At 54.0% G+C, this 19464-nt stretch carries 17 protein-coding genes and 4 tRNA genes; 12 read left to right on the top strand and 9 right to left on the bottom strand.

Features of this window, described 5'->3' with window-relative positions:
• Positions 1-126: 126 nt before the first annotated feature.
• The gene (gene hypF / locus OGX89_RS00700; RefSeq protein WP_125112822.1) at positions 127-2367 is read left to right on the top strand and encodes a carbamoyltransferase HypF; all 2241 of its coding nucleotides are present in this window, start codon (positions 127-129) and stop codon (positions 2365-2367) included.
• A gap of 148 nt (positions 2368-2515) precedes the next feature.
• Here the strand turns inward: hypF and norW are convergent, their stop codons facing one another.
• Both norW and norV read right to left on the bottom strand, forming a co-directional pair.
• Positions 2516-3649 (bottom strand): NADH:flavorubredoxin reductase NorW, encoded by a 1134-nt coding sequence (norW, locus tag OGX89_RS00695; protein WP_003825933.1) that lies wholly within the window; start codon positions 3647-3649, stop codon positions 2516-2518.
• Positions 3646-5094: an anaerobic nitric oxide reductase flavorubredoxin gene (gene norV / locus OGX89_RS00690; RefSeq protein ID WP_003825935.1), complete on the bottom strand. Its 1449-nt coding sequence runs from the start codon at positions 5092-5094 to the stop codon at positions 3646-3648. The genes norW and norV overlap by 4 nt, the downstream gene beginning before the upstream one ends.
• Positions 5095-5285: 191 nt before the next feature.
• Between norV and norR the strand changes: the two genes are divergently transcribed.
• Positions 5286-6806: a nitric oxide reductase transcriptional regulator NorR gene (gene norR, locus OGX89_RS00685; RefSeq protein ID WP_125112821.1), complete on the top strand. Its 1521-nt coding sequence runs from the start codon at positions 5286-5288 to the stop codon at positions 6804-6806.
• Here norR and gutQ read toward each other — a convergent pair.
• The 7 genes from gutQ to srlA all read right to left on the bottom strand — a co-directional run bounded on the left by gutQ (position 6803) and on the right by srlA (position 11724).
• Positions 6803-7768, bottom strand: a complete 966-nt coding sequence (gutQ, locus tag OGX89_RS00680; protein WP_286559747.1) for an arabinose-5-phosphate isomerase GutQ — start codon at positions 7766-7768, stop codon at positions 6803-6805. The genes norR and gutQ overlap by 4 nt on opposite strands.
• On the bottom strand, positions 7761-8534 hold the full coding sequence (gene srlR, locus OGX89_RS00675) for a glucitol operon DNA-binding transcriptional repressor SrlR (RefSeq protein ID WP_103285685.1): 774 nt from the start codon (positions 8532-8534) through the stop codon (positions 7761-7763). Before srlR ends, gutQ begins: the two co-directional genes overlap by 8 nt.
• A gap of 70 nt (positions 8535-8604) precedes the next feature.
• Positions 8605-8964, bottom strand: a complete 360-nt coding sequence (gutM, locus tag OGX89_RS00670; protein WP_003825941.1) for a transcriptional regulator GutM — start codon at positions 8962-8964, stop codon at positions 8605-8607.
• A gap of 55 nt (positions 8965-9019) precedes the next feature.
• Entirely contained in the window at positions 9020-9799 is a 780-nt protein-coding gene (srlD, locus tag OGX89_RS00665) for a sorbitol-6-phosphate dehydrogenase (RefSeq protein ID WP_003037345.1), read from the bottom strand.
• A 17-nt stretch (positions 9800-9816) separates the two neighbouring features.
• Entirely contained in the window at positions 9817-10179 is a 363-nt protein-coding gene (gene srlB, locus OGX89_RS00660; protein WP_125112820.1) for a PTS glucitol/sorbitol transporter subunit IIA, read from the bottom strand.
• A gap of 13 nt (positions 10180-10192) precedes the next feature.
• On the bottom strand, positions 10193-11164 hold the full coding sequence (srlE, locus tag OGX89_RS00655) for a PTS glucitol/sorbitol transporter subunit IIB (RefSeq protein ID WP_125112819.1): 972 nt from the start codon (positions 11162-11164) through the stop codon (positions 10193-10195).
• Positions 11161-11724, bottom strand: coding sequence for a PTS glucitol/sorbitol transporter subunit IIC (gene srlA / locus OGX89_RS00650; protein WP_003825953.1), 564 nt, complete (start codon positions 11722-11724; stop codon positions 11161-11163). The genes srlE and srlA overlap by 4 nt, the downstream gene beginning before the upstream one ends.
• 264 nt (positions 11725-11988) lie before the next feature.
• Here srlA and mltB point away from each other — a divergent pair, with 264 nt between their 5' ends.
• The 10 genes from mltB (at position 11989) to OGX89_RS00600 (ending at position 19464) form a co-directional block, all read left to right on the top strand.
• Complete coding sequence (mltB, locus tag OGX89_RS00645) at positions 11989-13068, top strand: lytic murein transglycosylase B (protein WP_003037336.1); 1080 nt, start codon at positions 11989-11991, stop codon at positions 13066-13068.
• Between the two features lie 191 nt (positions 13069-13259).
• On the top strand, positions 13260-13757 hold the full coding sequence (gene pncC, locus OGX89_RS00640; protein ID WP_003825955.1) for a nicotinamide-nucleotide amidase: 498 nt from the start codon (positions 13260-13262) through the stop codon (positions 13755-13757).
• A 92-nt stretch (positions 13758-13849) separates the two neighbouring features.
• The gene (recA, locus tag OGX89_RS00635) at positions 13850-14914 is read left to right on the top strand and encodes a recombinase RecA (protein ID WP_003037330.1); all 1065 of its coding nucleotides are present in this window, start codon (positions 13850-13852) and stop codon (positions 14912-14914) included.
• 86 nt (positions 14915-15000) lie between these two features.
• The gene (recX, locus tag OGX89_RS00630) at positions 15001-15501 is read left to right on the top strand and encodes a recombination regulator RecX (RefSeq protein ID WP_125112818.1); all 501 of its coding nucleotides are present in this window, start codon (positions 15001-15003) and stop codon (positions 15499-15501) included.
• 128 nt (positions 15502-15629) lie between these two features.
• Positions 15630-18257, top strand: coding sequence for an alanine--tRNA ligase (gene alaS / locus OGX89_RS00625; RefSeq protein WP_125112817.1), 2628 nt, complete (start codon positions 15630-15632; stop codon positions 18255-18257).
• A 238-nt stretch (positions 18258-18495) separates the two neighbouring features.
• Positions 18496-18681, top strand: a complete 186-nt coding sequence (gene csrA, locus OGX89_RS00620) for a carbon storage regulator CsrA (RefSeq protein WP_000906486.1) — start codon at positions 18496-18498, stop codon at positions 18679-18681.
• Between the two features lie 336 nt (positions 18682-19017).
• Positions 19018-19110: transfer RNA gene (locus tag OGX89_RS00615), tRNA-Ser, on the top strand.
• Positions 19111-19113: 3 nt separating this feature from the next.
• Positions 19114-19190 (top strand) — tRNA-Arg (locus OGX89_RS00610).
• A 60-nt stretch (positions 19191-19250) separates the two neighbouring features.
• Positions 19251-19327: transfer RNA gene (locus OGX89_RS00605), tRNA-Arg, on the top strand.
• A gap of 60 nt (positions 19328-19387) precedes the next feature.
• Positions 19388-19464 (top strand) — tRNA-Arg (locus OGX89_RS00600).

Raw genomic sequence — 19464 nt, 5'->3', positions numbered from 1 at the left:
AAAATACGGTAGTACTTATGCCGGATGGCGGCTTCGCCTTATCCGGCCTACTGTTCGCATCCACGTAGGCCTGATAAGCGTAGCGCTATCAGGCAAACCGGGATAGATGACTGCGGGAACGACTTAATGACAATAAACAACCACTCCGGCGTACAGCTGCGTATTCGCGGTAAGGTACAGGGCGTCGGATTTCGCCCCTACGTCTGGCAACTGGCGCAGCGCTTACAACTGCATGGCGATGTGTGTAACGACGGTGACGGTGTGGTTGTGCGCTTACAGGAAGATCCAGCGGAATTTATTGCGCAGTTGCATCAACACTGCCCACCGCTGGCGCGCATTGACAGCGTTGAAAGCGAACCATTCGCCTGGACGCAGCAGCCTGCCGATTTCTCGATTCGTCAAAGTGCTGGCGGTACGATGAATACGCAAATCGTTCCGGACGCCGCGACCTGTCCCGAATGCCTTGTAGAAATGAACACCCCCGGCGAACGTCGTTACCGATACCCCTTTATCAACTGCACCCACTGTGGTCCGCGTTTTACGATTATCCGCGCCATGCCCTACGATCGTCCGTTTACCGTAATGGCATCATTCCCACTCTGCGCGCAATGTGACAAAGAGTATCGCGATCCGTACGACCGTCGCTTCCACGCCCAGCCAGTGGCTTGTCCGGCATGCGGCCCTCATCTGGAGTGGTTCTGTGCGGGTGAGCGAGCGGAGAAAGAAGAGGCGCTGCAGGCGGCGGTATCGCGGCTGAAAGCAGGCGGTATTGTGGCGGTTAAAGGCATTGGTGGGTTTCATCTGGTGTGCGATGCGCGAAATGATAACGCCGTAGCGCTACTCAGGCTGCGCAAACACCGTCCGGCGAAACCTCTGGCAGTGATGCTGCCCTCTGATGAAGGATTGCCTGAACCCGCTCGTCGTTTGCTGACTACCCCTGCTGCGCCGATCGTGCTGGTGCAGAAACGCTATGTCGCTGCATTGAGCGAGGGTATTGCGCCAGGGTTAACGGAGGTTGGCGTCATGCTGCCAGCGAATCCGTTACAGCATTTGCTCTTACAAGAGATGAATTGTCCGCTGGTGATGACCTCTGGCAACCTCAGCGGCAGGCCTCCGGCCATTACCAACGCCCAGGCGCTGGAAGATTTACACGACATTGCCGACGGTTTCCTGCTGCATAATCGCGAAATTGTGCAGCGGATGGATGACTCCGTGGTGCGCGACAGTGGGGAAATGCTGCGTCGTTCCCGAGGATATGTGCCAGATGCGGTCGCACTACCGCCAGGATTTCGCGACGTGCCGCCAATGCTGTGCTTAGGGGCGGATCTGAAAAATACTTTCTGTCTGGTGCGCGGCGAGCAGGCGGTTATCAGCCAGCATTTGGGCGATCTCAGCGATGACGGCATTCAGCAACAGTGGCGTGATGCGCTACGCCTGATCCAGAACATTTATGACTTTATGCCGCAGCGTATTGTGCATGATGCACACCCTGGCTATGTTTCAAGTCAGTGGGCCAGTGAAATGGAGCTGCCAACTGAAACGGTGCTGCATCACCATGCGCATGCCGCTGCGTGTCTTGCGGAGCACGGCTGGCCGCTCAATGGCGGCGATGTGATTGCTCTGACGCTAGACGGTATCGGTATGGGGGAAAACGGCGCGCTGTGGGGTGGTGAGTGTTTGCGGGTTAACTATCGTGAATGCGAACACCTTGGCGGCTTACCGGCGGTAGCGCTGGCGGGCGGTGATCTGGCGGCAAAACAGCCGTGGCGTAATCTGCTCGCGCAGTGCCTGCGTTTTGTTCCTGACTGGCCGCATTATCCGGAAACATCGGTGCTGCAACATCAAAACTGGAACGTGCTGGTGCGCGCGATTGAACGGGGAATTAACGCTCCGCTGGCGTCATCGTGCGGACGACTGTTTGATGCCGTTGCCGCCGCGTTGCAATGTGCACCGGAATCATTGAGTTATGAAGGTGAAGCGGCTTGTGCGCTTGAGGCGATGGCATCGCAATGTGATGGTGTTGATCATCCGGTCACGGTGCCGCTTGATGACAATCAGCTGGACTTAGCGGTTTTTTGGCAGCAATGGCTGAACTGGCAGGCCAAACCAGCAGAAAGGGCATGGGCGTTTCACGACGCGCTGGCGTGTGGGTTTGCCACTCTGATGCGAAAGCAGGCTGAAGTGCGCGGGATCAAGACGTTAGTATTCAGTGGTGGCGTGATGCATAACCGCTTATTGTCGGCCCGTCTGGCGTTTTATCTGCGTGATTTTACCTTACTGTTCCCGCAGCGTTTACCGGCGGGCGACGGCGGGTTGTCATTGGGGCAGGGCGTGATTGCCGCGGCGCGAGCGTTGGCGCAAAAATAAAAAAAGCCCCGGGACTGGCGGGGCAAGAAAAACATGTCGGGGCATACCGACAAGTGGCAACGCACATCCATGTGCGTGAGGTTAATAAATCAGTAGCAGCGTTGCCGGGCAAAGTCGTAGGCCGGAGGCGCCATTCGGCATCCCAGACTTACACAGGCAACGTTTTCAGTAGCGCAAAGGCCTCTTTCATGCGGTCTTCACTGACGACAAACGCACACAGCTGGCCTTCGTCGTTCATCCCTCTGGCGACCATTCCCTGCGCTTCGGCGGCGATGTGCCAGTTCAGATCGCGGCGCTGGGTTTCCCCGGCCAAATGCAGAGGCAGTTCTGGCGTTTTGACTTTTACCAGCATGGCTGGCAGTTTCAATGGCGCATTGCCGCCGAGCAGGTTTTTCGCCAGATACATGGCACTCAGCTGAATCGGCTGCAGGAACGGGAGCACCTGACCGTTAATCTCCGCACAGTCGCCGAGAGCATAAATGTCCGGGTGGCTGGTTTGCAGGTAGCTATCGACGCAGACACCACGATTGATGTTCAATCCGGCGCGACGCGCCAGTGCGGTCTCCGGGCGTAAGCCGGTGGCGGCGATCACCGCATCGACTTCCACGCTGCGGCTACGATCGAGCGTGGCACGAATACCTGGCGCCGTTTTCTCCAGCCCCTGAAGCTGTGATTTCAGCAGCAGGTGTACGCCCATATCGGTCAGACGATGCTGTAAGCGACTGCTGACTTCCGGCGGCATCAGCGAAGCCAGAATGCTGGCGGCGTTGTCGATAAGCGTTACCGCTTTACCGGCACGGCAGAAATCCATCGCCAGTTCACTGCCAATCAAGCCGCCGCCGACAATCAGTACCCGCTGGGCGTCACGCAGCTGTGTTTCACAAGCGCGATACTCTTGTTGGCTGTTCAATGTGAGCATTAACTCACGTCCGGTAACCGGCGGTACAAAGGCTGAAGCGCCCGTCGCCAGCACCAGCTTGTCGTACTGCCACTGCTGATCCTGGCTTTTCACTACGTGGGCATCAGCATCGATGTCGGTTACCCAGGTGTGCGGAAACAGGCGCAAATTAAACTGTTCGGCAAACTCACCCGCCGACTGGCGGGTGAGGTCGTCTGCACGCTGTGACTGACTGATAACATGGCTGAGATCGGGCTTGTTGTACTCATCCATGCTGTCCGCAGCAATCAAGGTCAGCGGGACATTTGCATCCTGCTTACGGATATTTTTGACTAACTGGCGGGCGGCGAAGCCCGAACCAATAATGACAATTCCGCGGCTCATTTTGCCTCCGTTGCCAGTACGTCGAAGACGTCTTTACCTAATGAACATTCTGGACACAGGAAGTTATCCGGCACGTCGCTCCACGGTGTACCCGGCGCGACATCCTGCAGCGGTTCACCTTTTGCTGGGTCGTAAATCCACTGGCACACGCTGCACTGCATGCTAGGGCCAAGATCGGCGGCAGCCGCAGCGGCGCAAGCGCACTCTTCTTCTTTGGAAGCTGCTTTCACGGTTGCTTCCGGCAGTGGAGCAAGCGCCCACTGACGAGCGATTTCACGGCCGTGCTGGCGGCACAGTTCCAGCGCATCCAGGTCCGGACGCCATTTTGCCTTCAGGCTCAGCGACATTTCGAAACCTGCATCCTGCAAACGCGTGGACAAACGGTCTACTGCACCGCCGCTCCAGCCGTGTGAACCAAAGGCGCTGGCGCGTTTGTTACGAAAACGCAGGCCGGTCATCTCTTCCACCAAACCGGCGATTTTTGGCATCATCACGTTGTTCATCGTCGAAGTACCGACCAGCACGCCTTTAGAGCGGAAGACGTTAGTCAGAACTTCGTTCTTATCGCTACGGGCGACGTTAAAGATTTTCACGGCCACGTTCGGGTCAACTTCGTTGATGCCCTGGGCAATGGCGTCGGCCATCATGCGGGTGTTGTTGGACATGGTGTCGTAGAAAATGGTGATGCGGTCTTCCTGATAATCCGCCGCCCATTTCAGATACATTTCCACGATTTGCGTCGGGTTGTCGCGCCATACCACGCCGTGGGAAGTAGCAATCATATCGACAGGCAGGTTGAAGCCGAGGATCTCAGTAATTTTCGGTGTAACCAGACGGCTGAACGGCGTCAGAATGTTGGCGTAGTAACGCTGGCACTGTTCGAACAGTTCGGTTTGGTCAACTTCGTCGTTAAACAGACGTTCGTCGCAGTAGTGCTGACCGAAGGCGTCGTTACTGAACAGCACCGCGTCGCCGGTCATGTAGGTCATCATGCTGTCAGGCCAGTGCAGCATTGGCGTTTCAACGAAGATCAGCTGTTTGCCGTTACCAATGTCCAGTGAATCACCGGTTTTCACCACGTTGAAATTCCACTCCGGGTGATGGTGATGCCCGTTGATGGAGTCAATGGCGTTGGCTGTGCAGTAAATCGGCGTGTCCGGGATGCAGGACATCAGCTCAGTCAGCGCCCCTGCATGGTCTTCTTCCGCGTGGTTAATAATGATGTAGTCGATATCCGCGAGGTCAATTTCACTGCGCAGGTTCTGCACGAATTCACGGCTAAACTTGTGGTCTACTGTATCGATCAGGACATTTTTTTCTTCACGGATGAGATAGCTGTTGTAGCTGCTGCCGCGCAGCGTTTTGTATTCAGTCCCGTGGAAATCACGAACTTCCCAGTCACGTTGGCCAACCCAATGAATGTTATTTTTAACCAGAATAGACATAGCAACCTCAGTAATTAATTCAGCGTTTTTCTAAAAAAGATGTTTTGCTTATTGCAGGTTGCGTGCCAACTTTTTATTTTATTGATTTTAATGGTTTTATTTTTTTCTGCTTATTAAGTGGTAGTCAAAATGACTATTCATTTTATTGTCAATATGACAATGTGAATTGTCAAAATGACAATGAGGTAGTTATGAGCTTTTCCGTAGACGTGCTGGCGGGCATCGCCATTGAATTACAAAGCGGTATTGGACATCAGGACCGTTTTCAACGTCTGATAACCACCTTGCGTCAGGTGCTGGAGTGCGACGCGTCGGCGCTATTGCGCTACGAGTCGCGACAGTTTATTCCGCTGGCGATCGATGGGCTGGCGCAGGATGTTCTCGGCAGGCGCTTTACTCTGGAAGGGCATCCGCGTCTGGAGGCGATTGCCCGCGCCGGAGACGTGGTTCGTTTCCCTGCCGACAGCGATTTGCCAGACCCATATGATGGTCTGATTCCGGGGCAGGAGAGTCTGAAAGTGCATGCCTGTATTGGGCTGCCGTTGTTCGCCGGTCAAAATTTGATTGGTGCGTTAACCCTGGATGGCATGGAGCCCGATCAGTTCGATGTTTTCAGCGATGAGGAGCTTAGGCTGATTGCCGCGCTGGCGGCGGGCGCGCTGAGCAATGCGCTGCTGATTGAACAACTGGAAAGCCAGAATATGCTGCCAGGCTCATCAACGGCTTTTGAGCAGGTGACGGAAACCCAGATGATTGGCCTGTCGCCCAATATGATGCAGTTGAAAAAAGAAATTGAGATTGTGGCGGGGTCCGATCTCAACGTGCTGATTAGCGGCGAAACAGGGACCGGGAAGGAGCTGGTGGCTAAAGCTATCCATGAAGGTTCGCCGCGCGCGGTGAATCCACTGGTGTATCTGAACTGTGCGGCGTTGCCGGAAACCGTAGCCGAAAGTGAGCTGTTTGGTCACGTAAAAGGCGCATTTACCGGGGCTATCAGCAATCGTAGCGGTAAGTTTGAAATGGCCGACAATGGGACGCTGTTTCTCGACGAGATAGGCGAACTCTCGCTGGCGCTACAGGCTAAGCTGCTGCGCGTATTGCAGTACGGCGATATTCAGCGCGTGGGTGACGATCGCAGCCTGCGTGTGGATGTGCGGGTGCTGGCGGCGACGAACCGTGATTTACGCGAAGAGGTGCTGGCCGGGAATTTCCGCGCGGATTTGTTCCACCGTCTGAGCGTCTTCCCCCTTTCTGTACCGCCTCTTCGCGAGCGCGGCGAAGATGTGGTGCTGCTGGCCGGCTATTTTTGCGAGCAATGCCGACTGCGGCTGGGTCTTTCCCGCGTGGTGCTAAGCCCCGGCGCGCGTAGTCATCTGCTGAATTACGGCTGGCCCGGAAATGTGCGCGAGCTGGAACATGCCATTCACCGGGCGGTTGTTCTGGCAAGGGCTACCAGGGCAGGTGATGAAGTGGTGCTGGAGACGCAGCATTTTGCCCTGCAGGACGAAGGTCCGGCTTCGCAGGCGGCGGAAGTTGTTGCGGAGATCCCGCAACATCACAATCTGCGTGAAGCAACAGAGTCGTTCCAGCGGGAGATGATCCGCCGGGCACTGGCGCAAAATAATCACAGTTGGGCGGCAAGTGCGCGGGCGCTGGAAACAGACGTCGCCAACCTGCACCGGCTGGCGAAACGTCTGGGTCTGAAGGATTAGATAATACCGGCCTGATAAAAATCCTGCAGGTTGATAGCACCGGTGAGTTTACCGTTTTCATCGACCACCGGTGCGGCAGTGATTTTACGCTTCATCAGGATCTCTTTGGCGTCAATCGCGCGGCTCTGCGCCTGTAGCGTAATGCCATTCTGAGTCATAGCTTCGCTAACCTGGGTGGTAAGCGCTCCGCCGCCAACCAGCCAGCGGCGCAGGTCGCCGTCGGTAAAGACCCCTTTCACCAGTGACTGATCGTCGCAGACCGCGACCAGGCCAAGACCCGTGCGGCTGAGTTCCAGCATCGCGTCCATCACGCTGGTGGTGAGCTTCACCTGAGGTATGGCATCGTCACGGCGCATCAGATGATGCACTTTATTCAACAGACGAGCGCCCAGCGCACCTGCCGGATGTGAGCGGGCAAAATCTTCTTCGTTAAAGCCGCGCGCCTGCATTACGGCGATCGCCAGCGCGTCGCCCATCATCAACGTATTTACGGTGCTGGACGTCGGTGCCAGGCGCATCGGACAGGCTTCGCGCTCAACGGAAATATCCAGCACGGCTTTGGCTGCCAGACCCAACGGTGAGGTCGGTTTTCCGGTCATTGCCAGCAGTGCGACGGATTTGTCTTCCAGGCGTGGGATGATGAGATCCAGCTCTTTCGCACCGCCGGAGTAGGAGATAAACAGCATGACATCACGGCTTTCGATTATCCCTAAGTCGCCGTGCAGCGCTTCCGCCGGATGCACAAAAAAGGCGGGTGTGCCGGTACTGGCGAGGGTCGCCGCAATTTTTTTGCCAATATGACCTGATTTACCAATACCGGAGACAATGACTTTGCCTTCACAGTGGATAATCGTATTGGCGGCGCGGACAAAATCATCGCCCAGGCGTTCTGGCAGTCGGCTGGCTTCCTGTAGTTCCAGCATTAACGTCTGACGGCCCGCGTTCAGTAGTGCATCACTCATTGGTTTCTCCGGTTATGATCACTTCAATCCCTTTTGCTTCCAGCGCCTGACGAAACACAGGGTCGATGCCCGCATCGGTAATCAGCTTGTCGACGCTTTCCAGACTGCATACAACATTAGGGCTTTTGCGCCCAAATTTTGACGAGTCAGCCATCAGAATCACTTCGCGAGCGGCATTGCACATCGCTTTACTGACGCTAAACACCTCATTAAAGGTGGTCACGCCGGCATTGAGGTCAATGCCGTCGGTGCCCATGAAGAGTTTATCAAAGCTGAACTGCTCAAAGGCGTTTTCTGCCAGCTGACCGTGAAATGACGCAGATTTTTTGCGAAAGGTCCCGCCGGGCATCAGGATAGTTTGCTCGTTGTCCAGCTCCGAAAGGGCGTTAACAATGTGCAGACTGTTGGTCATGACGGTGATGTTGCTAAAGCGCGTGAGCATCGGCACCATCTGCAGTACGGTGCTACCCGCATCCAGAATAATAGAGTCGCCATCGTGTATAAAACGGACGGCGGCTTCGGCAATCTGCTCTTTTTTATGCGTATTGATTAGCGTTTTGTGATCGATTGGCGGGTCGGATTCGTCTTTATTTAATACTACGCCGCCATAGGTACGAATGACGGTTCCGGCATTTTCCAGAATGACCAGGTCTTTGCGAATGGTCGTGCCGGTCGTGTCAAAGTAGTGGGCCAGTTCTTCAACCGAGCATTTTCCCTGCTTTTGCAGATGCTCCAGTATGGCAGCCTGACGCTGACGAGGTTTCATAGGCGTGATTACCCTGACTTAATAGGTTGCAAAATGATAATTTCGCAAGCTATTAGCATTCACAACGAAATTACCCATGTTTCAGTTTAAGCGCCAATGATAGAGCATTCTGCGCTAACGGATCATGGGGAAAGATCACATCAGGCTGTAAATCATCAAGATGTTTGCCCATTATTGTGGCAATTTTGCCGGGTCTGGCGAATACCGTAAGACCTTTCATAAACAACGTATCGGTAACCCGTTGCTGCTCATCCAGCGCAATGGCTACCACCACGCGCGGTTTAAAACGCCCACCGGAGCGACCAACACCAACCCGACCTTGCTGGCAGAGTTGATCAAACGCCCGGTTAAAGCGGGATATTTGCCAGCCACCAAGCGCCAGTTGCAGGCACCAGGCGATAGCGGCGACGGTAATCAGTGCGGAAACCATTATGTACTCCTTTGATTTTGCCGGATAAGCGCAGCCGCCATCCGGCAATTCAACATTAAAACATCACCTGACCGCCGGTCACGTTGATGGACTGCCCGGTGCAGTAAGAGGCTTTTGGACTGGCGTAAAACAGCAGCATGTTCAGTACGTCCTGATAATCGCAGCCGCGCTTAAGCGGAACCTTATCAATGTAATACTGCTCAACTTCGTCTGGCTTAAGGCCAAGCTTGGTCGCATATTGCGGCAATAACGACTGAAACATCGGTGATTTCAGCAGATTACCGAGCATCAACGAATGCACGGTAATCCCGTATTCCGCCAGATCCAGCGCCAGCGATTGGGTTAGGCCCACGCCGCCAAATTTTGCCGCGCTATAACCTGAGTTGTGTTTACTGCCCACTTTCCCTGATTTGGAGTTGATCTGGATAATGCGTCCCTGCACGCCATCGCGGATCATCAGGCGTGAAAATTCACGTGCACAGAGGAAGTAGCCGACCAGATTGACCTGCAGCGAGCGGTCGAAATCCCCAAGCTGAAAGTCGCTGATAAACGCGGCTTTAGCGATACCCGCGCTGTAAACCAGCAGATCGACACGACCGAATATTTCATCCACTCCGCGCGACAGCGCCAGCACGCTCTGTTCGCTGGTGGCATCTGCGCCAAAACCGTACGCGGTACCTTCGCCAAACTCGGCGTTAATTTCTTGCGCGACGTTGGCAGCTTTATCGCTTTGAATATCCACCACCGCGACGCGGTATCCTTCTGTCGCAAGCCCACGGCAAAGGAATGCCCCCAGGGTCTGGCCTCCACCAATGACAACGGCAACCTGATTCATTTTTATCTCCTTCAATCTTAAGCAACAAACTTCAAAATACAGCCCGGGGCGATATCGTCCGGGACGGGGCCCGCAACGTGTACAGTGCCGGGGAATTCCGCTTCGCTCTGCCCGTCAAAGCGCAGGGTTATATGCCCGAGTTCACGTAAGTTTTGTTCCGCAACGCTGCCAACGGCGGTGACCGGGTAGTGGTGCTGGCCCAGTTCAAACTGGATCCCGGCTTGCAAAGAGCCGTTCAGCTCCCCGTGGCTATGGATGAAACAAAACTCTTCGATATCCGCTGGCGCGCCTTCACGAAAGGTAATCAGCATCTGGTCGCACAGTGCATCCGGGGCGCTCTGGCCGATACGGGTAATGGTGGTTTGATAAATTACGGTCATTTTTGAGTGCCCCTTATTGGTAAATAAAGCCAGAAACAAACCAGGCGATGAGAACGGTAGGCGCGCCGGTCAGAAAACGGCTCACCAGTACGGATGGCACGCCGACGCGGACCGTGTCCTGGCGCGCTTCGGCCAGCGACAACCCAACCGGAATAAAGTCACATGCAGCCTGGGCGTTAATGGCGAACAGGGCAGGTAGCGCCAGATGCGGAGGAATGTTCCCCAGACCAATCTGTACACCGATCAGAACGCCGATAACCTGGGCGATAACCGCACCGGGGCCGAGGAAAGGCGACAGCAGCGGGAAAGAGCAGATCAGCGCCAGAGTAACCAGTCCCAACGGATGGCTGGCCAGCGGCGCGAGTCCATGGGCAATCCAGTCTCCCAGACCCGAAGCCATAATGATGCCGATCAGTGCCGAGACGAACGCCATAAATGGCAGAATAGTTTTCAGGACGGTATCGATGGTGTCGCGTCCTGACTGGAACAGAACCGCAACGGCTGAACCCATGCCCATTCCCACTTTTGCCAACAGGCCGTCGCTTTGTTCGGTAATCTTTTTGCTGGTGTCGTAATCGCGACCGATAGTGCTGCTGGCTGGTTGCGGCGCAGCGGATGTCTCGCCGACAATCGTGATGTTTTCTTCTTTTACGCCAGAGACATAGATATCTTCGATAATGTACTGGGCCAGCGGGCCAGATTTACCCGTGGCGTGAATATTCACCGTCGGTATCCTGCGTTTGGGATAGATCCCACAGCGCAGCGTGCCGCCGCAGTCGATGATCGCCACGCCAATTTCGTTCTCCGGCGGCTCGCCTTCTTTGAAGCCATCAACGGCCTGCCAACCGGTCAGGCTTGCTATCCTGTCGACGATTGCGGGACGAGTTCCGGCGGTGATATAGACAATTTTCTTGCCCGGAACGGCATCCAGTTCAAGCGGGCCACCCCAGCCGCCGGTGCCTTTTTCAATACGAATACGCGTCATGATGTTGCTCCCGCCAGATGCACTTTCTGCTCAAGTTGAATGCCCATTTTTTTCTCAAAGATGGCGGTGGTGAAATCAGTTACCCAGCCGCGGAAGAAGTTGGTCACCAGACCGACCAGCAAATAGCTCACCGCTAGCGGGCCAAGCGGAAGCCCCAGCGTGGTCAGGCCGCTGGCGATCCCCAGATAGACAAACAATTCGCCGGGGTTGATGTGTGGGAATAAGCCGTTCATGGAATGGCAACTGTATGAGGCGGCGGCGTAGTAGCTGGGCTTGTACTTTTCTGGCATAAAGCGGCCCAGGCTCAGCGTCATTGGGTTACAAAACACAAATGTGCCGATGCACGGCAGCAGCAGATAGCGGGACAGCGGGTTTCCGGCGCAGCGCTGGGCAAAACGTTCAATGCGCTGCTGACCGATAAAGTTAATTAGCGCATTCATGATGACCAGCAGACTGATCAGCAGAGGCAGAATACCGGTTACCATGCCGGTAAAGACCTCTCCGCCTTTCTGGAACAACCCGATAAACCACTCAGCACCGAGTGTGATGGTGTCGATCATTATTCTCTCCTGTAGGGTTTTTAGTTATCTTGCCAAACGGTAACTAATTTTAATCAGATCGAAAGATTTAAAAGTGTTATTTTGATCTCAAAATGAAAGATAAATATTTTAATTTGAAAGATTGTGCGTAAGAGATCGCAAATGTGCCGGCCGGGGGGGCAAGAGGGGGGAAATTCTGTGAAGGAGAGTGACTACTACTTCCTTGTATGGAGGAGGATGCTTTACCATACTTCTCCCAGGCTGAATTTGTTTAATGGATGTCTCATGTTCAAGCGTCGTTATGTAGCGTTACTCCCCCTTTTCGTACTGCTCGCTGCCTGTAGCAGCAAACCTAAACCTTCAGAGACTCAAACGACTACGGGGGCGCCATCCGGCGGCTTCCTGCTTGAGCCACAGCACAACGTCATGCAAACGGGCGGTGATTTTGCCAATAATCCGAACGCGCAGCAGTTCATCGAGAAAATGGTGAACAAGCACGGCTTTGACCGCCAGCAGCTGCAGGAGATCCTGTCGCAGGCCAAGCGTCTGGACTCGGTATTGCGTTTGATGGATCGCCAGGCACCGACGACTCAGCCGCCAGCCGGTCCTAACGGTGCATGGCTGCGCTACCGCAAACAGTTCATCACACCTGACAACGTGCAAAATGGCGTGGCCTTCTGGAATCAATATGAAGATGCGCTGAACCGTGCGTGGCAGGTCTATGGTGTTCCGCCGGAAATTATCGTTGGCATTATCGGCGTTGAAACGCGCTGGGGCCGCGTGATGGGCAAAACCCGTATTCTGGATGCGCTGGCGACGCTGTCGTTTAACTATCCTCGTCGTGCGGAATACTTCTCTGGTGAACTGGAAACCTTCCTGCTGATGGCGCGAGATGAAAGCGACGATCCGCTCGATTTGAAAGGTTCTTTTGCCGGCGCGATGGGTTACGGCCAGTTTATGCCGTCTTCCTATAAACAATATGCCGTTGATTTTAATGGTGATGGCCACATTAACCTGTGGGATCCGGTTGATGCCATCGGTAGCGTGGCGAACTATTTCAAGGGCCACGGCTGGGTGAAAGGCGATACGGTCGCGGTTCCGGCAAATGGTCAGGCACCAGGGCTGGCGAACGGCTTTAAAACCCAGTACAGCATTTCTCAGCTTGCTGCCGCGGGTCTGACGCCACAGCAGTCGTTGGGTAATCATCAGCAGGCCAGCCTGCTGCGCCTGGATATTGGTACCGGCTATCAGTACTGGTATGGATTGCCGAACTTCTACACCATCACCCGCTACAACCACAGTACCCACTACGCGATGGCCGTGTGGCAACTGGGTCAGGCGGTCGCGCTGGCGCGCGTGCAGTAACCGCTCCACCGGCCTACAGGACGATATCGCTTGTAGGCCGGATAAGATGCCCTGACATCGTCATCCGGCAGGTCTTATTTCTGCAACGGAGCAATTTTTGGAATCCCCCTCGTAAAACGTTCTCTCCATCCCCACATTGGTTATGAAAGTGCTATCTTGTCCGGCATATTTTTTAACTGACAGAGGCTGAAATGACTGACAGTGAACTGATGCAGTTAAGCGAGCAGGTTGGCCTGGCGCTGAAAGCGCGTGGGGCGACCGTTACGACGGCGGAATCCTGCACCGGCGGCTGGGTGGCCAAAGCGATTACGGATATTGCCGGAAGCTCCGCCTGGTTTGAGCGTGGGTTTGTGACCTACAGCAACGAAGCCAAAGCGCAGATGATTGGCGTGCGCGAAGAGACGTTGGCCCAGCATGGGGCGGTGAGCGAGCCAGTGGTGGTGGAAATGGCGATTGGCGCGCTAAAAGCTGCCCGCGCGCATTTCGCGGTCTCGATCAGCGGTATTGCGGGTCCGGATGGCGGCAGTGAAGAAAAGCCCGTGGGTACCGTATGGTTCGCCTTTGCCAGCGTGAGCGGCGAGGGGATTACCCGCCGGGAATGCTTCAGCGGCGATCGCGACGCGGTACGTCGACAGGCGACCGTCTACGCGTTACAAACCCTGTGGCAACAATTTCTACAAAATACTTGATACTGTATGAGCATACAGTATAATTGCCTCAACAGAACATTATCTACCACGTTTCGCGGTTTAACCCGAAAGCGGCATGACAGGAGTAATTAATGGCTATCGACGAAAACAAACAGAAAGCGTTGGCGGCAGCGCTGGGTCAGATCGAAAAGCAATTCGGTAAAGGCTCCATCATGCGCCTGGGTGAAGACCGTTCCATGGATGTGGAAACTATCTCCACCGGTTCGCTTTCTCTGGATATCGCACTGGGCGCGGGCGGTCTGCCAATGGGCCGTATCGTCGAAATCTACGGGCCTGAATCCTCCGGTAAAACAACGCTGACCCTGCAGGTTATTGCCGCTGCGCAGCGTGAAGGTAAAACCTGTGCATTTATCGATGCGGAACACGCGCTGGATCCGGTCTATGCCCGTAAGCTTGGCGTTGATATCGACAACCTGCTGTGTTCTCAGCCGGATACCGGTGAACAAGCGCTGGAAATCTGTGATGCGCTGGCGCGCTCCGGTGCGGTTGACGTTATCGTTGTCGACTCCGTTGCCGCATTGACGCCGAAGGCAGAAATCGAAGGCGAGATTGGCGACTCTCACATGGGCCTTGCGGCGCGTATGATGAGCCAGGCGATGCGTAAGCTGGCCGGTAACCTGAAGCAGTCCAACACGCTGCTGATTTTCATCAACCAGATCCGTATGAAGATTGGCGTTATGTTCGGTAACCCGGAAACCACCACCGGTGGTAACGCCCTGAAATTCTATGCGTCTGTTCGTCTGGATATCCGTCGTATTGGCGCGGTGAAAGAAGGCGACAACGTGGTCGGCAGCGAAACTCGCGTTAAGGTTGTGAAAAACAAAATTGCAGCGCCGTTCAAACAGGCTGAATTCCAGATCCTCTACGGTGAAGGCATCAACTTCTACGGCGAACTGGTTGACCTGGGCGTGAAAGAGAAGCTGATTGAAAAAGCCGGTGCATGGTACAGCTATAACGGTGAGAAAATCGGTCAGGGTAAAGCGAATGCGACCAACTGGCTGAAAGAGAACCCGGCAACTGCGAAAGAAATTGAGAAGAAATTACGTGAGTTACTGCTCAATAACCAGGATTCAACGCCTGATTTCTCCGTTGATGACAGCGGCGAAGATGTAAAAGAAACGAACGAAGATTTCTGATAATCTGTTTTGAATCGCATGTTGTGAATCACATATAGTAAAGGGCTGCATATCATGCAGCCCTTTTTCATTTCTGAAGGCTTACTATGACAGAAGCAACTTCCCGCCGTTCTGCTTATTCCCGACTGCTTGACCGCGCCGTACGTATTCTGGCGATGCGCGACCACAGCGAGCAGGAAATGCGGCGCAAGCTGGCCGCTCCGGTGATGGGGAAAAATGGACCAGAAGAAATTGATGCCACGCCGGAGGATTACGACAAGGTCATCGCCTGGTGTATTGAAAGCCGTTATCTGGATGATGATCGTTTCGTGCGGCAGTTTATCGCCAGCCGTAGCCGCAAAGGTTATGGACCAGCCCGAGTGCGCCAGGAATTAAACCAAAAAGGGATCGCACGTGAAGCTATCGAGCGGGCCATGCGTGAGTGCGAAGTTGACTGGGCAGTGCTTGCACGCGAGCAGGCCATTCGGAAGTACGGTGAACCTTTACCTGTCGATTTTTCAGATAAGATAAAGGTCCAGCGTTTTTTGCTCTATCGCGGCTATCTGATGGAAGATATTCAGGCAATATGGCGAAATTTTGACGATTGACCGCATACGGGATTTTACTTCCCAGTAAAGAAAACTTATCTTATTCCCACTTTTCGATTGCCAGAGGCGCAGTTTGCGTGCCGATGCTGGTAATGACATTTCGTTAGCTTGATTTCTTCAGGATAATTATGAGCAAGAGCACCGCTGAGATCCGTCAGGCGTTTCTCGATTTTTTCCATAGTAAAGGACACCAGGTAGTTGCCAGCAGCTCCCTGGTACCGAACAATGACCCTACTTTGTTGTTTACCAACGCCGGGATGAACCAGTTCAAGGATGTTTTCCTTGGCCTCGACAAGCGTAATTATTCCCGCGCAACCACCTCGCAGCGTTGTGTACGTGCGGGCGGTAAGCACAATGACCTGGAAAACGTCGGTTACACTGCACGTCACCACACTTTCTTCGAAATGCTGGGCAACTTCAGCTTCGGCGATTACTTCAAACACGACGCTATTCAATATGCATGGGAACTACTGACCGGTGAAAACTGGTTTGCCCTGCCAAAAGAGCGTCTGTGGGTAACCGTCTATGAAACTGACGATGAAGCCTATGAAATCTGGGAAAAAGAAGTCGGTATTCCGCGCGAACGTATCATCCGTATCGGTGATAACAAAGGTGCGGCTTATGCTTCAGACAACTTCTGGCAGATGGGTGATACCGGTCCTTGCGGTCCATGCACAGAAATTTTCTACGACCACGGCGACCATATCTGGGGTGGACCTCCGGGAAGCGCAGAAGAAGATGGGGATCGCTACATTGAGATCTGGAACATCGTCTTCATGCAGTTCAACCGTCAGGCTGACGGCACCATGGAACCGCTGCCGAAACCGTCCGTGGATACCGGTATGGGTCTGGAGCGTATTGCGGCCGTGCTGCAACACGTTAACTCCAACTATGAAATCGACCTGTTCCGCTCATTGATCGAATCCGTGGCGAAAGTCACTGGCGCAACCGATCTGAGCAACAAGTCTCTGCGTGTTATCGCCGACCATATCCGTTCTTGTGCATTCCTGATTGCCGATGGCGTTGTGCCGTCGAATGAAAACCGTGGCTATGTGCTGCGCCGTATCATTCGTCGCGCGGTACGTCATGGCAACATGCTGGGCGCGAAGGATACCTTCTTCTACAAGCTGGTTGGTCCGTTGGTGGACGTCATGGGCTCTGCAGGTGAAGAACTGAAGCGTCAGCAGGCTATGGTTGAACAGGTTCTGAAAACCGAAGAAGAGCAGTTTGCGCGTACTCTGGAGCGTGGTCTGGCGCTGCTGGACGAAGAACTGGCAAAACTGTCTGGCGATACGCTGGATGGCGAAACCGCATTCCGTCTGTATGACACCTACGGTTTCCCGGTTGACCTGACGGCAGACGTTTGCCGCGAGCGTAACATTAAGGTTGATGAAGCGGGCTTTGAAGCTGCAATGGAAGAACAGCGCCGTCGTGCGCGTGAAGCCAGCGGCTTCGGCGCAGACTACAATGCGATGATTCGCGTTGATGGCGCCTCTGAATTTAAAGGCTACGAGCACCTGGAACTGAACGGCAAAGTGACCGCGCTGTTTGTTGATGGTAAAGCGGTAGACGCAATTAACGCAGGTCAGGATGCCGTTGTCGTACTGGATCAGACTCCGTTCTATGCGGAATCTGGTGGTCAGGTTGGCGACAAGGGTGAGCTGAAAGGCGCAGGCTTCGCGTTTGCCGTTAGCGACACGCAGAAATATGGCCAGGCCATTGGTCACATCGGCAAGTTGTCTGCGGGTTCTCTGAAAATTGGTGATGCGGTACAGGCTGATGTGGATGAAGCCCGTCGTTCGCGTATTCGTTTGAACCACTCCGCAACGCACCTGATGCACGCAGCGCTGCGCCAGGTTCTGGGCACACATGTGGCACAGAAAGGTTCGTTGGTTAACGATAAACTGCTGCGCTTCGACTTCTCTCATACCGAAGCAATGAAGCCTGCTGAAATCCGTGCCGTTGAAGATCTGGTGAACGCGCAAATCCGTCGCAACTTGCCGATTGAAACGAACATCATGGATCTCGAAGCGGCAAAAGCCAAAGGCGCAATGGCACTGTTTGGCGAGAAATATGACGACCATGTGCGCGTTCTGAGCATGGGTGATTTCTCTACCGAACTGTGTGGCGGTACTCACGCCAGCCGTACAGGTGATATCGGTCTGTTCCGCATTGTGTCCGAGTCAGGTACTGCGGCAGGCGTTCGTCGTATTGAAGCCGTAACCGGTGAAGGTGCTATCCAAACCGTGCATGCTGAGAGCGATCGCTTAAGCGATATTGCGCAGCTGCTGAAAGGCGATAGTCAGAATATCGGTGACAAAGTTCGTTCCGTGCTGGAGCGTACACGTCAACTGGAAAAAGAATTGCAGCAATTGAAGGAACAGGCTGCGGCGCAGGAGAGTGCAAATCTTTCCAGCAAAGCGGTTGATATCAACGGCGTGAAGCTGCTGGTCAGCGAACTCGCGGACGTTGAGCCGAAAATGTTGCGTACCATGGTTGATGATCTGAAAAATCAACTGGGGTCTACCGTTATCGTTCTGGCAACGGTAGTGGAAGGTAAGGTTTCTCTGATTGCGGGTGTGTCTAAGGACGTGACAGATCGCGTGAAAGCAGGGGAACTGGTTGGAATGGTCGCTCAGCAGGTCGGCGGCAAGGGTGGCGGTCGTCCGGACATGGCGCAAGCCGGTGGTACGGATGCAGCGGCTCTGCCTGCAGCGTTAGCCAGTGTGAAAGGCTGGGTCAGCGCAAAACTGTAATAATTATAAGCGTAAGTCGACGCTGCGGACTTCAATCCGCAGCGTTTGTATCAACGCTATCGACAACGATAAAGTCAGGTTGAAGTTGTGTATATCGGCTAAACTTAGGTTTAACAGAATGTGATGCCGTGACTGCTTACACTTAGGTGTTTGTCATCGCTTACTTTTTGGCGTTATATGATGGATAATGCCGGGATACAGAGAGACCCGACTCTTTTAATCTTTCAAGGAGCAAAGAATGCTGATTCTGACTCGTCGAGTTGGTGAGACCCTCATGATAGGCGATGAGGTCACCGTGACAGTTTTAGGGGTGAAGGGCAACCAGGTGCGCATTGGCGTAAACGCCCCGAAAGAAGTTTCTGTCCATCGTGAAGAGATCTACCAGCGTATCCAGGCTGAAAAATCCCAGCAGTCCAGTTACTAAGGTTTTCGCGTCTCACCTCTCTGGTGAGGCGCAACCTGATTGAGTGACCCTTTTTCTTCTCTTTTCTTCTTCGTCTTCCCCATTTTTTCGATTCCACTGTGCGTAATGCCTTTTCCTGCGAAGTTTCCGTTTGCTCACTCCTTCAGGAAATTGCCAATTTATCTGTTGATAAAACACTCTTTTTGCCGTTTTTGCAGACTAATTGCGCGTGAAATGTGCAAACGATAAAAGCTCTGGAAAAATTGTTTGACTTATAAGTCCCAGAAAGTAATATGTGCGCCACGCAGCGACGATGAGCAGAAACAAGTTCTTCGAAGCACTCGCAAGAGGCGTGTTGGTGAGGTGGCCGAGAGGCTGAAGGCGCTCCCCTGCTAAGGGAGTATGCGGTCAAAAGCTGCATCCGGGGTTCGAATCCCCGCCTCACCGCCATTTGCATCCGTAGCTCAGCTGGATAGAGTACTCGGCTACGAACCGAGCGGTCGGAGGTTCGAATCCTCCCGGATGCACCATATTACTTGATATCGCTTTAGCAGCGATATCAAATCTGCAGTAAAGTAAGTTTCCCTGATGCATCCGTAGCTCAGCTGGATAGAGTACTCGGCTACGAACCGAGCGGTCGGAGGTTCGAATCCTCCCGGATGCACCATCTCTTACTTGATATCGCTTATCACGGTATCAGTATCGGCAGTAAAGCAAGTTTCCCGATGCATCCGTAGCTCAGCTGGATAGAGTACTCGGCTACGAACCGAGCGGTCGGAGGTTCGAATCCTCCCGGATGCACCA

It is taken from the genome of Citrobacter sp. Cpo103 (assembly GCF_030332605.1).
Classification (GTDB): Bacteria; Pseudomonadota; Gammaproteobacteria; order Enterobacterales; family Enterobacteriaceae; genus Citrobacter; species Citrobacter portucalensis.
Note: the sequence above shows the minus strand (reverse complement) of the source record. Positions and strands in the feature narration are given on the sequence as shown.

Bases quoted from the DNA above. Each gene is read 5' to 3' on its own strand.
- recX (WP_125112818.1), top strand. From the start codon at position 15,001: ATGACAGAAGCAACTTCCCGCCGTTCTGCTTATTCCCGACTGCTTGAC.
- gutQ (WP_286559747.1), bottom strand. From the start codon at position 7,768: ATGAGTGATGCACTACTGAACGCGGGCCGTCAGACGTTAATGCTGGAA.
- hypF (WP_125112822.1), top strand. From the start codon at position 127: ATGACAATAAACAACCACTCCGGCGTACAGCTGCGTATTCGCGGTAAG.
- mltB (WP_003037336.1), top strand. From the start codon at position 11,989: ATGTTCAAGCGTCGTTATGTAGCGTTACTCCCCCTTTTCGTACTGCTC.
- recA (WP_003037330.1), top strand. From the start codon at position 13,850: ATGGCTATCGACGAAAACAAACAGAAAGCGTTGGCGGCAGCGCTGGGT.
- srlB (WP_125112820.1), bottom strand. From the start codon at position 10,179: ATGACCGTAATTTATCAAACCACCATTACCCGTATCGGCCAGAGCGCC.
- csrA (WP_000906486.1), top strand. From the start codon at position 18,496: ATGCTGATTCTGACTCGTCGAGTTGGTGAGACCCTCATGATAGGCGAT.
- norR (WP_125112821.1), top strand. From the start codon at position 5,286: ATGAGCTTTTCCGTAGACGTGCTGGCGGGCATCGCCATTGAATTACAA.
- srlE (WP_125112819.1), bottom strand. From the start codon at position 11,164: ATGACGCGTATTCGTATTGAAAAAGGCACCGGCGGCTGGGGTGGCCCG.
- gutM (WP_003825941.1), bottom strand. From the start codon at position 8,964: ATGGTTTCCGCACTGATTACCGTCGCCGCTATCGCCTGGTGCCTGCAA.
- norV (WP_003825935.1), bottom strand. From the start codon at position 5,094: ATGTCTATTCTGGTTAAAAATAACATTCATTGGGTTGGCCAACGTGAC.
- srlA (WP_003825953.1), bottom strand. From the start codon at position 11,724: ATGATCGACACCATCACACTCGGTGCTGAGTGGTTTATCGGGTTGTTC.
- alaS (WP_125112817.1), top strand. From the start codon at position 15,630: ATGAGCAAGAGCACCGCTGAGATCCGTCAGGCGTTTCTCGATTTTTTC.
- norW (WP_003825933.1), bottom strand. From the start codon at position 3,649: ATGAGCCGCGGAATTGTCATTATTGGTTCGGGCTTCGCCGCCCGCCAG.
- srlD (WP_003037345.1), bottom strand. From the start codon at position 9,799: ATGAATCAGGTTGCCGTTGTCATTGGTGGAGGCCAGACCCTGGGGGCA.
- pncC (WP_003825955.1), top strand. From the start codon at position 13,260: ATGACTGACAGTGAACTGATGCAGTTAAGCGAGCAGGTTGGCCTGGCG.
- srlR (WP_103285685.1), bottom strand. From the start codon at position 8,534: ATGAAACCTCGTCAGCGTCAGGCTGCCATACTGGAGCATCTGCAAAAG.